Origin of the sequence: Pseudomonas sp. B21-010, assembly GCF_024749325.1 — a bacterium.
Lineage (GTDB): Bacteria > Pseudomonadota > Gammaproteobacteria > Pseudomonadales > Pseudomonadaceae > Aquipseudomonas > Aquipseudomonas kilonensis.
The window spans coordinates 3,285,630-3,301,812 of sequence record NZ_CP087198.1 but is presented as its reverse complement, the minus strand read 5'-3'; the positions used below and the strand labels follow the sequence as shown (position 1 = coordinate 3,301,812).

Annotated in this window: 2 protein-coding genes; one reads left to right on the top strand and one right to left on the bottom strand. The window is 62.7% G+C overall.

The features are described 5' to 3' along the window. Positions 1-274: 274 nt before the first annotated feature. Entirely contained in the window at positions 275-997 is a 723-nt protein-coding gene (locus tag LOY50_RS14435; protein WP_258687937.1) for a response regulator transcription factor, read from the top strand. A 94-nt stretch (positions 998-1,091) separates the two neighbouring features. On the opposite strand, the gene LOY50_RS14430 is transcribed toward LOY50_RS14435, so the two are convergent. Next, positions 1,092-15,881 (bottom strand): autotransporter-associated beta strand repeat-containing protein, encoded by a 14,790-nt coding sequence (locus LOY50_RS14430; RefSeq protein WP_258687936.1) that lies wholly within the window; start codon positions 15,879-15,881, stop codon positions 1,092-1,094. Positions 15,882-16,183 lie beyond the last annotated feature (302 nt).

The following is a 16,183-nucleotide window of genomic DNA, read 5'->3' as shown; positions in this document are numbered from 1 at the left end:
AAAAGCACGGCATTGGTCGGACAAGAAAATTAGCAGTCGACGGACGACGAAACGTTTTGATCTTAGGGAAAGGATGACCCGATGCATGACCACTTGTGGCAGATATTCAGTCGCAGTTTTGGACGATCGAAGAAGGCTTCAAAAGCAGCACCGTTGCTAAATTTACCCACAGTTGCTGAGGTTGAAATCAGCAATCCGCCGTGGGTCAAATTGCAATTGGCAGGATGGGGCAATTTTCTATCAGCGCCAACAGCACGATGGCAGGGGTAGAAAAATGGCCTTTTTGTTGGTAGACGATCAACCCATCATCACCTATGCCTTGAGTGAACTGCTTAAGGGCGCATTTCCCGATGCAACTCACATCGACGCGGCTGCCGATAGTCTGACAATGCTCAAATGTTTGACGAGCAAGCATTACGACTTTCTCATTCTGGATCTGAATATGCCTGGCGCCGGACAAAGTATCGCCATGCTACGGGCTGCGCTGAGTGAGGCGCCGCATCTCGGCGTGGTGGTCTTCTCGGGGAACAAGTCACCCTGCCTGGCGCTCGCTGCACTGGAACAAGGCGCTTGTGCCTACGTCTGCAAATCCAGCGGACATCGTATGATCATCGAGGCCATCCAAGCGCTCAAAGCTGGGAAGGCTTTTTGCGATCCGGCGATCGACCTTGGCAGCGCCCACAAGCATCCCTGGTATTCACTCAGCGACCTCGAGTGGCATGTCCTACTGTCGCTGGCCCGTGGCGAATGCTTGCACCTGGTAGCTAAACGCCAGAGCCGCGACTACAAGACCATCGCCGCTCACAAATACAACGCGCTGAATAAACTCGGACTGAGGACCGGCGTCGAGCTGGCGAACTATCTCGCTACGCAGGGATTGGGCTATCTACTCAACGATATGACGGTCGACTGCACGGATCCAAGCGGCGTAAAACGGCCATTACAGAACGTTTCTACGGCCAGTCGCAGTTGTTTCCACCCGTCACAGGAGCAGTAGCGCTGCAGCGGTTTTTCTGCGCGTGGTGTGAAGCGCGATCGTCCCGGAACACCGGGCGATCGCAACCGCGATCTCGGCAACTCGTCAGCCTCCCCTACCAGGACCAGCGCACTCCGACGCTAACCTGCTGCTGACTCACATCGTTGCCTCCCAGGTTCGCGCCTATTACCGAAGCTGTGCCAAATACCCTCAGATCCTGAGTGACCTGGGCCTCCAGCCCCACATCCAGTGTTGCGTTCAATCCCAGGTCATGCCCAGAGAAGTTCTGCCGAGTCCCGCCTGGCAGTGTGACTTCCAGGTTTGTCGAGTTCTCCCCCAGGGTGTCCTGCAACCCTACGGCCAGCCAAGGCGTTAGGGTCGCGCCGCCATCTGTCTTGACGGTCTTTTCGACGCGCACCGCGGTCCTCACTAACCCCAGTACATCGTCCTTTATATTCAGTTGCTTGCCGCTTGAGTCAGTCTTGTCGTCCCAGCGCATTTGGATGGCACTCGCTTGGAACTGCGGCTCTACTACCCATCCGTTGCTCAGGGGATATCGGTGCCCCACTTGCCCACTGAGACTCAAGATGTCGCCGCGTATCTGCTCACTGAAGCCATCGGCCGAGCGGACATGTGTATCGGGCAGCAGAACCGTCAGGCTCATGTCGGCATAGGTGCCGTTCTGCCAATCCAGGCTTCCATAGGCGCCAAACGCCAGTGCTTCCATGTCCACATTGGATCTGCCCACACTCACCAGACCGGTCGAACTGTCACCTGTGGTCGAGTAATTGCCCTGCTGCTGGCCGATGAACAGGCCACCACGCAAGCGGTAAGCCTGTTCGTCCACAAACAGGTGGTCGTAGCCGGCATATAGCCCTGTGCTGTTGCCATCGAATTCAAACCCCGGATTCGATTCCATCGACAAGTGACTGCCGATGGTGGCCAGCCACAGCCCTTCGCAGGTGCCGAACCACTCCAGACCAATGCGCGTGCGTTCTTCCTCGCTGCGATTGCAGTAGGGGTTATCTCCACGGCCTCCGGCCATGCGGTCAAACAGCAGTCGGTTGTTATCCAGAGTCATGCTGTAGCCGATATCCGGCACCACCGTATAGCCGGGAATCTCCGGCAACAGCAGCTTGTCGGCCGAACTCAAATACCAGTCCGAGTCGTTCTTGCCCTGAGCGAAATTCCAAGCCAGGACACTGCCGTTTAAACGCACGGTCTGGTCCGAAACGAAGCCTCCGGCGGTTGACGGATTGTCATTGGGGCTGCTGATGACTCGGATCGTTGCCCCTGGCTGGGCCTCAGTACCATCGTTGGCGAAACTGACGCGAGTCGTACCGAGCACATCACCGCCTATGTCCAACCCACCAGACGTACCGGCGGAGGCAGCGACCTGCACGTCGAGGGCACCGTTACCGCTGTAGTCGCCGCTGATCGCCAGACGGTGCGATCCGACATCAATCTGGCCGTCGTTATGAACGCTTCCTCCAACATTTGCACCGGCGCGGGCGAGCAGGCGCGAAGTGCTGCCAATGGTCAGTAGACCACCGTTCAGGTCGAGCGGACTGGCCAGCGAGAAGACGCTGCTGTCGGCTAATTCGACCCGCTCCCAATTGTTCAGCACCGGAGCACCGGTACTGAGGTCCAGACCGCTGAAACTGAGGCGGTCATCGCCATCCCCCCCACCCAGACTGCGTAGACCGCTCAGATCGCCGCCGATGAAGCTGACCGAGTCATTACCGGCACCGAAGTCCAGCATGCCGCGCACAGTGCCTCTCGAGGTGAAGCTATCATCTGCGGCGGTACCGCTGTAACTGCCCTGCGCGTCGAGCGTGGCACCGCCGGCGACCGTCGTGTTTTGCGCCACGACGCTGCCGTTGGCGCCCACGATCAAGGTGCCGGCGAGCACATTGACCGTGATGAATTCCGACCCCAACGGGCCGTTGATGTTGAGCACGCCGACATCGGTCTTGTTCAAGGTCTCGAAGCTCTGCACCGCGCCCAGGTCAGCACTCACCGAGATGTCGGCATTGAAGACGTCAGTGCCTGCACCTGCTGCCACCGTGCCCAGGAGGTTGGTGCCGTCGTGGATGGTCAGCGTATCGTCGCCATCGCCCAATGCAAAGATCCCGCTCCCGGTATCGAGTGTGCCGGCGACATCCAGCACGTCGTTACCCGCACCCAGATCGCCGCTGGCCAGCAGCGTGCCGCCCGCACCGATCGACACCGTATTGGTGCCGGCGCTACCGGTGAGCGTCGCGACCGTGCCACCGACTGCCTGCAACCTGCCATCGACATTCAGCGTGGTGTTGTCACCCAGCGTGACGGTCGGCGTATTCAACGTGCCATTCACGTTCAGGGTGCCGGCATTGAGCGCGGTACCACCAGAGAAGTTACTGGTGCCGACCAGGGTCGCGACGCCGATATTGTCTTTGGTGAGGAATTCGAAGTTGGTTGTGTTGACGCTGTCGAATGTCATCGACGCGGCATTGTTCAACACCACCGTATCGCCGATGGCGTGGCCGCCGCCGTCAATCACGGCAGCCAGCACCGCGCCGTCGTTCAAGGTCAGCGTGTCGTCACCGTCACACAGATCGATGGTGCCGCTACCACTGACGGTACCCGACACGCTCATCGTGTCGTTGCCGGCACCGCAGCCGTAGCTGCCATCCACATTCAACGTCGCACCGCTGCCCACCACGGTAGCGAGCGTGTTGCCAGCGGTCGCCACCACACCGGCGTTGGGGCCGACATTCAGGGTACCGCCCAGCACGCTGACTTCCTGGAGATCGGTTGCGCCCGGCCCGTTGATGTTGAGCACGCCGGTTCCGGTCTTGGTCACACCTTCGAAGTTCAGCAATTCGCCCAGGTTGGCGGTCAGGTTGATGTCGTAGACGCGGGTGTCCAGCCCTGCGCCGCCATCGACCGTGCCCAGCACCACAGTGGCGTCGTGGACCACGAAACGGTCGTCGCCATCACCCAGTGCAAAGGTCCCGCTCCCGGTGTCGAATGTGCCGGCGACATCCAGCACGTCGTTGCCCGCGCCCAGGTCGCCACTGGCCAGCAGCGTGCCGCCCGCACCGATCGACACCGTATTGGTGCCGGCGCTGCCGGTGAGCGTCGCGACCGTGCTACCGACTGCCTGCAACCTGCCATCGACATTCAGTGTGGTGTTGTCACCCAGCGTGACGGTCGGCGTATTCAACGTGCCATCCACGTTCAGGGTGCCGGCATTGAGCGCGGTACCACCGGAGAAGGTACTGGTGCCGACCAGGGTCGCGACGCCGATATTGTCTTTGGTGAGTAATTCGAAGTTGGTTGTGTTGACGCCGTCGAATGTCATCGAAACTGCGTTGTTCAACACGACAGTATCGCCGGCGCCATTCGTGCCACCGTCGATGACGTTGTTCAGTACCGCGCCATCGTTGAGGGTCAGCGTGTCGTCACCGTCACACAGATCGATGGTGCCGCTACCACTGACAGTGCCCGACACGCTCATCGTGTCGTTGCCGGCACCGCAGCCGTAGCTGCCGTCCACATTCAACGTCGCACCGCTGCCCACCACGGTAGCGAGCGTGTTGCCAACGGTCGCCACCACACTGGCGCTGGGGCCGACATTCAGGGTACCGCCCAGCACGCTGACTTCCTGGAGATCGGTTGCGCCCGGTCCGTTGATGTTGAGCACGCCGGTTCCGGTCTTGGTCACCCCTTCGAAGCTCAGCAATTCGCCCAGGTTGGCGGTCAGGTTGATGTCGTAGACGCGGGTGTCCAGCCCCGCGCCGCCATCGACCGTGCCCAGCACCACAGTGGCGTCGTGGACCACGAAACGGTCGTCGCCATCACCCAGTGCAAAGGTCCCGCTCCCGGTATCGAATGTGCCGACGACATCCAGCACGTCGTTACCCGCGCCCAGATCGCCACTGGCCAGTAGCGTGCCGCCCACACCGATCGACACCGTATTGGTGCCGGCGCTGCCGGTGATCGTCGCCGCCGTACCGCCGACAGCCTGCAACCTGCCGTCGACATTCAGCGTGGTGTCGTCACCCAGCGTGACGGTGGGTGTATTCAACGTGCCGTCCACGTCCAGGGTGCCGGCATTGAGCGCAGTCCCGCCAGAGAAGGTACTGGTGCCGGCCAGGGTCGCGACGCCGATATTGTCCTTGGTGAGGAATTCGAAGTTGGTTGTGTAGCCGCCGTCGAATGTCATCGAAGCTGCATTGTTCAACACGACAGTGTCGCCGGCGCCATTCGTGCCGCCGTCGATGACGTTGTTCAGCACCGCGCCATCGTTGAGGGTCAGTGTGTCGTCGCCGGCGGCCAGGTCGATGCTGCCACTGCCGCTGACCGTTCCGGACACGTCGAAGCTGTCGTTGCCCGCACTACCGGTGTAGCTGCCATCGACATTCAAGGTCGTGCCACTCTCCACCGTCGTGGTGACCACGCCGTTGATCGCACCGCCGGCACCGATGTCCAGCGTGCCCCCCTCCACATTGACGACAGTGAAGCTCGAGCTCGCAGGCCCATCGACGTGGAGCGTGCCTGTGTTGGTCTTGGTCAGGGTCTCGAAATTAATCGCCCCGCCCAACGTGGCGATGCCTGTGATGTCCGCCAGGAAGGTATCAGTGCCCGCCCCTCCGTCCACGGCATTCGCCAGGCCCGACAGATCGGCGCCGTCCTGGACAGTGAAGGTGTCGTCGCCGTCGAGCAGGTCCACGGTACCCGTACCGGTTACCATACCGGCTACGGTCATTGTGTCGTTACCGCTCGTGCCGGTGAAGCTGCCGTCCACGTTCAACGTCGCGCCGTTGCCGACCGTGGTGTCCTGCACCGATACCGTGGCGCTTGGACTGATATTCAGCGTGCCGCCGAGCACGTCGACTTGCAGCAGGTCGGTCGCGGCGGGGCCGTTGATGTTAAGAGTGCCGATACCGGTCTTGGTCACGCCTTCGAAGTTGACCAATGCGCCCAGATCGGCGGTCAGGTTGATGTTGTAGACGCGGGTGTCCAGGCCGGCACCACCGTCGATGGTGCCGATGACATCAGTGCCGTCGTGCACGATGAAGCTATCGTTGCCATCGCCCAGCGCGAAGGTTCCGCCCTGCGTGTCGAGCGTGCCGACCACGTCGAGCACATCGTTGCCGGCGCCCAGGTCGGCGCTGGCGAGCAACGTTCCGCCCGCCCCCACAGCCACGGTGTTAATGCCCACGCTGCCGTTGATTGTCGCGGCCGTGCCACCCGCGCCCTGCAGCGAACCATCGACATTGAGCGTCGTGTTGTCGGCAAGCGTCACGGTCGGCGTAGTCAGGGCACCGTCCACATCCAGCGTACCGCCGTTGATGGTGGTGCCGCCGCTGAAGCTCTGTGTCCCGGTTAACGTCGCTGTGCCGGTGTTGTCCTTCTGAAGCAATTCGAAGTTGATCGTGTTGCCGGCGTCGAAGCTCAATACATTGGCGTTGTTCAGCACGACGGTGTCGCCTGCGCCATGCGCGCCGCCGTCGATGACGTTGTTCAGCAGCGCGTCGTCGTTGAGGGTCAGCGTGTCGTCGCCGGCGGCCAAGTCGATGGTACCAGTGCCACTGACCGTGCCGGACACATCGAAGCTGTCGTTGCCCGCGCTGCCTGTGTAGACGCCATCGACATTCAAGGTCGCGCCGCTTGCCACCGTCGTGGTGACCACGCCGTTGATCGCGCCGGCGGCACCGAGATCCAGCGTGCCGCCGAGGACATTGACCGTGGTGAACGACGAAGACGCCGGGCCATCGACATTGAGCGTGCCGATGTTGGTCTTGGTCAGCGTCTCGAAGTTGACCACGCCACCCAGGATCGCACTGCCGGCGATGTCGGCCAACACCGTATCCGTTCCGTTTCCGCCACTCAGCGCGTTGGCCAGACCCGACAGGTCCGCGCCGTCGTTTAGGGTCAACGTGTCGTCGCCGTCACACAGATCGATGGTGCCGCTGCCTGTCACCGCGCCGCCAACAGTCATTGTGTCGTTGCCGGTGCCGCAGCCGTAACTGCCGTCCACGTTGAGGGTGGCGCCGCTCGCAACAAGCGTGCTGAACGGACTACCGTCGTCGGGCCCCGCCACGATGCCATCCGGCCCGATGTTCAACGTGCCCTCCAGCACGTTGACGCTCTGGATGGTAGACGGGAACAACACGCCGTCGGTATCGCCGTTGATGTTGAGGGTGCCGCTCCCGGTCTTGGTCAGGACTTCGAACTGCACCAGTGCGCCGAGATCAGCGGTCAGGTTGATATCGGCGATGGCGGTGTCGGTGCCGTCGCCGCCGTAGACGACGCCATCCACCCTCCCCCCATCGTGCAGAGTGAACAAATCGTCGCCGTCGCCCAGCGAGAGCACGCCGCTGAAGTTGCCGCCATTCGTGTTGAGTTCACCGTACACGTCCAACACGTCGTTGCCGCCCGCCAAGTCGCCTGTCGCGAACAGCAAGCCGCCAGCCCCGATCGTTACCGTGTTGACGTCATCGTCACCTAAGATGACCGCTTCGGCGCCATTGGAGCCTCGTACCACGCCGTCAACGTTGAACGTCGTGCCGCCGAGCAGAAGCATATTCGACGTCTCCAGCGTGCCGTCTACATCCAGCGTGCCCGCCATCACATTAACGCTGTTGAAACCCTGTGTTCCGATCAGGGTCGCGATACCCGCGTTTTCCTTTTGCAGGCGCTCGAAGTTGGTCGTGTTGCCAGCGTCGAACGTAAAGGCATTGGCGTTGTTCAGCAGCACAATATCGCCGACGGTTATGGAGTTGCCGCCGCTGACGACGTTGCTCAGTACCGCGCCGTCGTTGAGGGTCAGCGTGTCATCGCCGTCACACAGGTCGATGGTGCCGGTGCCCGACACCGTGCCGGACACTGTCATGGAATCGTCGCCATCGCCGCAGCCATAGCTGCCGCCGACGTTCAAGGTGGCGCCGCTGCCAACCACGGTGCTGAGCGTGCTGCCCAGGGTCGCCGTCACGCTGCCGGCGGGCCCGATGTTCAACGTACCGCCCAGCACGCTGACTTCCTGCAGATCGGTCGCGCCGGGGCCGTTGAGGTTGAGAGTGCCGGTACCGGTCTTGGTCACGCCTTCGAAGTTGAGCAACTGGCCCAGGTCGACGGCCAGATTGATGTCGTAGACGCGGGTATCCACGCCGGCGCCACCGTCGATGGTGCCGATGACATCAGTGCCGTCGTGCACCGTGAAGGTGTCGTCGCCATCGCCCAGCGCGAAGGTTCCGCCCAGCGTATCGAGCGTGCCAACCACATCGAGCACATCGTCGCCGGCCCCGAGGTCGCCGGTCGCGTCCAGCGTGCCATTGACCGCCACCGTATTGATGCCGGCGCTGCCAGTAATCGTCGCGGCCGTACCGCCCGCGCCCTGCAGCGAACCATCGACATTGAGCGTCGTATTGTCGGCAAGCGTCACGGTCGGCGTAGTCAGTGCGCCTTCCACATCCAGCGTGCCGCCATTGATCGCGGTGCCGCCGCTGAAGCTCTGTGTCCCGGTCAGCGTCGCCGTGCCGGTGTTGTCCTTCTGCAGGAATTCGAAGTTGACGATGCTGCCGCCATTGAGGGCAAGTGCACCGGCGTTGTTCAACACGACCGTGTCGCCTGCGCCATGCGCGCCACCGTCGAGTGGATTGGCCAGCCCACTCAGGTCAGCGCCGTCGTTCAAGGTCAGTACATCGTCGCCGCCAAGCAGGTTGATCGTGCCCGTGCCATTGACCGTGCCCGACACTGTGAATGTGTCGTTGCCTGCGGTGCCTTGGTACGTCCCGTCCACGGTCATGGTCGCGCCCGAGGACACCACGGTGGTCTGCGGATCGACGATCGTCCCCGGGGCGATGTTCAGCGTCCCGCCCTGCACCAGCACCGTATCGAACTGCGAAGTCACCGGGCCGTTGATGTTGAGCGTGCCGACATTGGATTTGATCAGGGTTTCGAAATTGACCGCGCCCCCCAGGGCCACGGTGGTGGCGATGTCAGCCGTCAGCGTATCGATTCCGAGGCCGCCGTTGATCGCGGTCGTCAGACCGCTTAGATCAGCGCCATCCTGTAGCGTTAACTGATCGTCGCCATTGAGCATGTCGACGGTGCCTGTCCCCGCTACATTGCCGGCAACGGTGAGGCTGTCAGAACTTGTGGTGAAACCCAGGCTGCCGTTGACGTTCAGCGCCGCGCCGCTGGCGACCATCGCGTCGGATACGCCGGTGAAGCCTGCAGCGGCATTGATGTTCAACATGCCGGCCAGCACGTTGACGGTCGTGAAGTCCGAACCCGTAGGGCCATTGAAGTTAAGTGCGCCGACACCGATCTTGGTCAGGGTTTCAAACCCTTGCACTGCACCCACGTCTGCGCTGGTACTGATATCAGTGGCGAAAGTATCGGTGCCCGTACCCGCCGTCACGGCGCCGATGATGTGGGTGCCGTCGTGGATGCTCAGCGTGTCATCGCCGCCGCCGAGTGCGAAAGTACCGCCGCCGGTGTCGAGCGTGCCGGCCACGTCCAGGACATCGTTGCCGCCATCCAGATCGCCACTGGCGACCAGGTTGCCGCCAGCCCCCACCGTCAAAGTATTCGCGCCGGCACTGCCGGTGAGCGTGGCCGCTGCTCCGCCAACACCCTGCAGCGAGCCATCGACATCGAGCGTCACATTGTCGGCCAGACTCACCGACGGCGTTTCCAGCGCACCCACCACATTCATCCCGCCGCCGTTGATCGTGGCACCGACACTGAAGCTTGTACTGCCGGTCAGGGTGGTGACGCCGCTGTTCTGCTTGAGCAGGTTTTCGAAACCCGCGGTCGCGCCGCCGTTGAAAGTCAGCGCCAAGGCATTGTCGAGCAGCAACTGGTCGTTGCCGATTCCGGCGTTGATGCCCACGCCGCTGATCGCGGCGCCGTCACGCAGGGTCAAGGTTTCGTCCCCCGCACCCAGATCGAGGGCGGCGCCACCAGTGTTGAGCGTCCCTGCGAGGATGACGTTGTCGGTGCCGTTGCCAAGGCTGCCGTTTGCTTGCAGCGTCGCGCCGCTGTTGATGTTGATTGTGTTGGCGCCGGCGCTGCCGGTGAGGATGGCGGTCGTCCCGCTCATGCCCCGCACTGTGCCATCCACGTTCAAGGTGGTGGCGTCCGTCATCGCGAGGGTCGAGGTATCAAGCGTGCCGTTCACATCCAGCGTGCCGCCGTTGATCGCGGTACCGGCACTGTAATTCTGGTTACCGGTCAAGGTCAGCGTGCCCGCGCTCTGCTTGGTCAGTTGCTCGAAGCCACTGAAACCACCGAAGGTCTTCGCCAGGACGTCGTTGATCACCAGGCTGTCGGCGGTACCGGCACCCGCGTCGACGCCGGCGCCGTTGATCACGCCGTCATTGATGCTCAGGGTGTCGTTGCCTGCGCCCAGGTTCAACACCGCGGCACCCGTATCCAGTGTGCCGGTCACGGTAAGGGCATCGCTGCCGTCGCCCAGGTCGCCGCTGGCGCGCAGGGTCGCACCGCTGTTGACGTTGATCGTGCTGACGCCTGCGTCACCGGTGATTGCGGCAGTCGTTCCGCCCGCCGCCTGCACCGTGCCGTCCACGTTGAGAGTCGAGGTGCCAGTCATGGCGATGGAGCTGGTGTTCAGCACGCCATTCGCGTCCAGTGTGCCCGCGCTCACCGTGGTGGCGCCGATGCTATTGTCCGCGGTCAGCGTGGTGGTGCCGGTGCCGATTTGAGCAAAAGTGCCCGGGCCGCTCAGGGTGGCATTGAAGATGACCGTGTCACTGCGGTTCATCGACAACCTCGAGGTCGCCGCATCGACGATCACGTTGCCGGTGCCGAGATTGCCCGACGTGTTGCCGTCGCCAATCGTCAGGTTGCCGTCGTTGATGACGGTGTTGCCGGTGTACGTGTTATTGCCGGTCAGGGTCCAGGAGCCGCTGCCGTTCTTGGCCAGCGTGGTGATACCGGTGCCGCTGTTGCCGATCACACCGGCCACGGTGTTGTTGCCAGTGTTGGTGCCGCCCAGGGCAACGGTGCGCGCCAAGTTCGGACTCAATAGCCCGATCGTGCCGGTATTGGTGAAGTTGACTGCGCCCGTACCCGACGACTCGAGGAACGAAACGCCGCTCGCCAGCGTGAACAGTCGATTGCTGCTGTCGCCCGCGCCGGTGTAGCGCAGGGTCGAGCCATTGCCGATCACCAGATTGGAGGCCGCACTGGACGCTGCACCGATACCGCTGGCCGCACCGCCATTGCTGAGTTTGCTGACCCCAAGCACGCCGCCGCTGATGGTGGTGACACCGGTATAGCTGCTGTTATTGTTGGTCAGGATCCAGGTGCCGGTGCCGGTCTTGGTCAGCGAGCTGACGCCCGCGCCGTTGTTGTCGAGCTGCGCCGACAGCGTGTTGTTGTCGGTGTTGGTACCGTTAAGGGTCAACGTGCGCGCGACGCCGGTGCCGCTCAACGCAATGGCGCCGACGCTGGTCAGGTTCCATGCGCCTGTGCCCGAGGAATCCAGCGTGCCACCGCCCGCGCCGAGCGTGAACAGGCGGTCGCTGCTTTGGCCCGCGCCGCTGTAAGACAGGGTGGCGCCACCGTTGATGACCAGATTGCTTGCGGCCGCGCTGCTGGCTCCGGTACCACTGTTGCTGCCGCCGTCGGCCACGCAGTCGACGGCCAGGGTGCCGCCGTTGATGGTAGTGGTGCCGATGTAGCCGTTGTTGCATCCGGTCATTCGCTGGGTCTGCGCGCCGTTCTTGACCAGGTTGCCGGTGCCATTGATGTTGCCTGCATAGGCAACGCCAGCTGTATTGTTGCCGGTGTTGATCGTCAGCGTCTGCCCGCCCAGGTTGATGTTGCCGCCCGTGGTGCCGCCACCTTGTAACCACGTGAACGCAGGATTGAAACCGTTGGCATCCAGCGTGGCGCCGGCCACGTTGCCCATGCTCAGGTAGCCGTTGCCAAAGGCCGTGGCTGAGCCGGCGCGCAGGATGCCGGCCTGATCAACCACCGTGCCACCGGTATACGTATTGTTGCCGGACAGCACCACCGTGCCGGGCCCTCTCTTGTACAGGGGACCGGCGCCGCCCACCGCCCCACTGATACTGAGGGTGGTCGCCGCGTTGGTGACGTTAAGCACGCCATACCCGCCCTGCAACGTGAATCCGTGATCGGTGCTGACGCTGCCACCTGTGTAATTGAGAAAACCGTTATTGAACAGTAGGTTGGAAGCGGCGCCAGTCGATGCGCCGATACCGCTTGCCTGCCCGCCATTGGCCAGGCAGTCGACGGTAATCTGGCTGTTGATGGCGGTAGCGCCGGTGTAGGTATTGTTGCAACCGGACATGACCTGAACGCCACCGGCCTGCGTGTAGCCGCCGCTACCACTGATGACTCCGCCGTAGCTCCCGCCGGCGAGCGCCGTTAACGTGGCGGAGCCCAGGTTCACGTTGCCAAGACCCTGGAGCGCCCCGATCGAGGTGTTGAAACCATTGAGATCCGCCGTGGCTCCGCTCGCCACGCTCAGGTTGTTATTTGTGCTGCCAAAAGCGGTGGTAGACCCTGCGCGCAGCGTACCGGCAGTAACCGAGGTACCGCCCGAGTAGGTATTGGTGCCGGAGAGCACCAGGGTACCCGCCCCGTCCTTGCGAAAACCATCATCACCCACTGCCGTACCGCTGACAGTCAAGGTGGTGGCCGCGTTGTTGACACCAATGGCACCCACGCTGCCGCCAGCACCGGGGGTGCCGAGGGTGAAGCCACGATCAGTGCTGGTCGTACCACCGAGGTAATCGAGTGTGCCGCCATTGAGGATGAGATTGCCCGAGGCATTGCTGGACGCACCGATGCCACTGACCAGGCCGCCAGCGGCCAGGGCGTTGACCGCCAGCGTACCGCCGGTGACGGAGGTGATGCCGGTGTAGTCGTTGCCCGCGTTGCCCAGCGTCAGCGTGCCGGCGCCGGTCTTGGTGAAATTGGCGCCATCGGTGCTGGTGACCAGGCCGTTGAGACTCAGGTTGCTGGCGGCACTGGTGACATCGACGGTACTGCCCAGGATTGCGCCGGATTTGGCGATGGTGAAACCGCGGTCGCTGGTCGTCGTAAGACCGGTGTAGCGCAGTGTGCTGCCTCCCAGGAACAGGTTGGACGACGCCGCAGACGAGGCGCCGATGCCGCTCGCCGTACCGCCGTTGGTGATGTTGCCGACCGAGAGGATCCCCTGCGATACGGTGGTGGCGCCGGTGTGGGTGTTGTTGGCATTAGTCAGCGTGACCAGCCCGGTGCCGGCCTTGGTGAAGCCAATGCTGCCGCCGTTATCGACGATCTGGGACGCGATGGTAAAGTTGCCGGTTCCGTTCTGCTGGATACCCAGCACACCACCGCCGGAGGTACCGGTGAGCGAACCTCCCGTGATTGTCTGATTGGTGGCCCCGACCGACGGCGCGACGATGATGGTGCCGTCCACACCTAGGGTATTACCGGCGCCCACGGTCACGGTGGAGTTGGCTGCCGCGGTGTACTGCAAGCCGCCGATCTGCTTGCTGCCGCTCACCGTGCCGGAATAAGGCGAGTTCGCAGTGCCACCGGCATCGCTGAGGATCTCGTTGTTCAGCCAGGTGGACGCATTGTCCTTGTTGACATAGTCAGCCGTGGTGAAGGCAAGGATGTTGCCACCGACCACCTTGGCGTAATTGGTGCCATTGACCGTGGCCCAACCGCCCAGGGTGCTATTGGTGGTGGTGAGGTTGCCGCTGCCCGGCAGGTTGAAGTTGACCAGGCCACTGGTGCGGGTGATCGTCCCCAGGTTGAGCGCCATGCTGCCGCCGGTGCCGGATGTCGCGCCGATCGTGTTGTTGCCTCCGGTGACGGAGAGACCGTTGAACGTCTGCGTGTTGGCCTCGCCAGCAGCACCGATCGCATTGAGCACCCCGCCGCCCATGTTCAGGGTCGAGGCGCTGGAAATGATGTTGCTGGTGGGCGCGGTGGCTGCACCGTAGTCCAACCGCAGCGTGCCGCCGTTGATCGTGGTCGCGCCCGTATAGGTGTTGGTCCCAGTGAGGGTCTGCGTGCTGGCTCCGGTCTTGACGAAGCCGCCGCTGCCGGTGACGTTGCCGGCGTAGGCGGTACTGATACCCGCAGCATCGTTCAGGGTCAGCGTCCCCGATCCCAGGTCGACGGTGCCGCCCGTACCGGCCAACGAGCGCACCGTGATGTTCAGATCGTTGAGGTCCAGCGTACCCCCGCTGTTCACGGCGACCCCACTGGTTGCTCCAAAGGCCGTGGTGCTACCGGCGCGGAGCGTGCCGCCATTGACCGTGGTGCTGCCGGTATAGGTATTGGCGCCACTGACCACCCAGGTGGAGGCGTCGCTCTTGGCCAGGCCGCCCGTACCAGAAATGACGCCCGAGAAGAGGTTGTCGGTACCCACGTAACTGCCGCCGAGCGTGCCGGTGTTGGTGAGCGCCAGGGTGCCGCTGAGCGCAAGCGCGCCGGTGCCGTCGTTGTTGATCGCGCCGCCGTTTAGCCCCCATGTCCGATTGCTGCTGTCGCCAGCGCCGGTGTAGGTCACTGCGCCATTGGTGATGCCGATGCTATTCCCCACCGCGCCGGCGCCAAAGGAACTGGCGGTGCCGATGTCCTTGAACGAACCGGCCCGCACGGTTACGCCGTTGATGCCGGTCGCGGTCGTATACGTATTGACGTTGCCAAGCGTGATGGTTCTTCCGGCGCTACCGGTATAGGAGACCAACCCATTGCCTGAAATGATGCCCAGCAATGACATGTCGGCCGAATTGGCATTGAAGTTAGTTCCATAGGTGCTACCACCGGCCACGACCATGTTGCCGGTCAGTGTCAACGCGCCCGTCCCAATGTTGCGGAAGGTGAGCGGCGCCACGGTGCCCGCGGCGTTGAGTTGCCAGTTGCGGTTGGAACTGCTGCCACTGCCGGTATAACTCAGTGTTGCACCAACGCCACCGCCGGACCCAAGCGTGATGGTGCCATTGGCCACCGTCGTTGCCGCACCCAGGGAACTGGCCACGCCCAGATCGGCGATGGAGTTGAACGAAAAGCTACCGCCATTCCCATTGCCGAAAATGGTCGCCCCGGTATAGGTGCTAGCGGCGTTGGTGAGGCTGACACCGCTATTGAGCCTGAGTCCGCCTGCGCCGGTGAAGCGGGCCGAGCCCACGCCGGCGCCGCTCAGCAGGACGCTGCCGCTGGTGAGGGTGATGTTCCGGCTCGTGGCGAGGGCACCTGTACTGCTCAAGCTTGTGCCGCCGGCGATGGTGACGCCGTTGCCCGCCGCACCCAGCGCGGAATCGCCGTTGAGGGCCAGGCCGCCGGCATTGACCACAACACCACCGCTGAAGGTGTTGGCGCCGTTGAGACTGAGGGTACCGGTCCCCGCCTTGGTCAAACCCGCGCTGCCAGCCAGGATCGAGTTGATCGTGGCTGCGCCAGTGACGGTGATGGTGGGCGTGATCCCCCCCAGGGTCAGGGTGCTGCCGTTGAGTGTGTAACCGGTGCTCTGGAAGGTGAGGTTGTGCACGGTGATCGGCGTGCCCAGGGTCACGGTGCCGGCGGTGCCACCGAAGAAGGCGTCGTCCAGGGCGGCGTTGTTCCAGATGCTGTAGGGGCCGCTGACACCGTCGTTGTTGGGACTCCAGAAAGCGCCGGAAAGACTCCAGGTGCCGGTACCACCGGAGCCCAGTGCCGTGCCGTTGGTATCCCAATACCGATCGGCTGCCTGCAACATCGAGCTGAACGCCATGCCCACCGACAGCAACAAGGCGAGTATTTGGAGCCTGCGACCCCGCCGCCCACCGCTGCGACCTTTGCCATGGGATTTCGCATACTCGCTGACTGCTACGAAAGTACCTGCACGTCCATTCCAGACAAGGCGAAATACATGATTCATGGACTTTCCCTTTTTTCTTATTGGGTGTGCCCTGCCGAGCTTCCCGCTCAACAGATGCGCGCTGACCGCCCCACGCAGCAATGCACACCGATACGTCAAATCTAGGCAGAAATATCACTAAGAAAATTCTGAAAATGCGCAATTGCCCGTAGCGTCGCCCAACAGGCGGTCGGAGAAATGCCCAGCGGCACATGAATTGATTGGCTAAAGTTTGCGAGCGCTCTGGAGGTTGAGCACCCTCGGGGGGCGGTTCGCGCGCGCAATGCCGAAAAAAAGACGCTATCCGGCAGTGGCGCAACTCA